Genomic DNA, 1,310 nt, shown 5'->3' with positions numbered 1-1,310 from the left:
TTAATTTAAATTATTTTCAAAAATTATTTGTTTTGTAGAAAAAAATCATAACTTCGTACAAACTAATAACTAAAACCAATGAAACTCATATTAAGCCTACTTTTCGTGGGGTGTATATCTTGTTGTTTCTATGCTCAAAAGGTATCCACATTACAAAATAAGCTTTTTGAACAATCTTTAGACCAGGATTCAATTACACAATTGAATGCTCAAGGGAGGTTTCGTACTATTACAGGACAGTTTCATACTGGGGGTCACATCTATGGTGGGGAAAGTCTCAAACCTGATTTACATCAATTTTATTCTACAACGGTGGATTTTGGCTGGCAAAATTCTAAGGAAGGAAATTGGAGTAAAAAATATGGAACTCCAATCTATGGCTTTGGTTATTATGGTGGAAATATAGGTAATCGAGAGGTTTTTGGTAATCCAAGAGGAGTCTATGGTTTTATGACCTTTCAGACCAGTAAATACTATCGTAAAAATGTTTTTGGAATAACTCCATCTTTAGGTTTAACCTATCAGTTAGCCAAATATGATCCAGTACTAAATCCCGATAACGACGCTATTAGCTCCAATGTGTCCCTTTATTTCAACATGAAAGCTGCTTTTTCTTATCAACTCACGAGAGAATTAGATTTAGTGTATGGGATTGATTTTATGCATTCGTCCAACGGTCGATTATTTGTTCCTAATTATGGACTTAATATGTTAGGGATTAATGTCGGTCTTACCTACTACCATAATAGGGAACAGAAAAATTACGATCGATATACTTATTCAACCAAAGTACTTCCTTCAAGATATCATCGACAGCCCAGAGAAAAGAATGATAAGATTAAGGAAAATAGTATTTCTCTATACGGTGCAGTAGGAAATGTTCAGAATTATCCAGATGAAGATGGAGAAACTAATACAGGTAAAAGATATTGGACTTCGTCTGTGGTCTTGGACTATAATTATAGATATAACACGATGATATCTTTCACAGGAGGTTTGGATTATTTTTATGACAGCAGTTTAGTTTCTTACCCTGAGTATCGTGATAGAAAGGATTGGAATTTATATGGGATTCATGGAGGTGCTGATTTTAATTTTTGGAAGATGGCAGTTCGCCTTCAAGCGGGAACTTATTTGGGTAGTGATAAAGGGAAAGATAAACTGTTCTTAAGACCAGCATTAATATATCAGGCTAATGATTGGCTGAAGTTTCAGGTTGGACTTAAGACCAGAAGGGGCTTTGGAGCGGATTGGATAGAGTGGGGAATTGTATTAGTCCCAGTAAGATGGAAATAGCAAAACGAAATAAA

The 1,310-nt window shown here is 34.9% G+C and carries 1 protein-coding gene; it reads left to right on the top strand.

Annotated elements, in window-relative coordinates; all coding sequences use genetic code 11:
• The first annotated feature begins 78 nt into the window (after window positions 1-78).
• A complete protein-coding gene (locus AC4AGG_RS16435; RefSeq protein WP_489773105.1) occupies window positions 79-1,296 on the top strand; it encodes an acyloxyacyl hydrolase in 1,218 nt (405 codons plus the stop codon).
• The last annotated feature ends 14 nt before the right edge of the window (window positions 1,297-1,310 follow it).

The sequence above is a fragment of the Chryseobacterium sp. CG10_8 genome (assembly GCF_058117085.1).
This window is presented reverse-complemented; position numbering and strand designations above follow the sequence as displayed.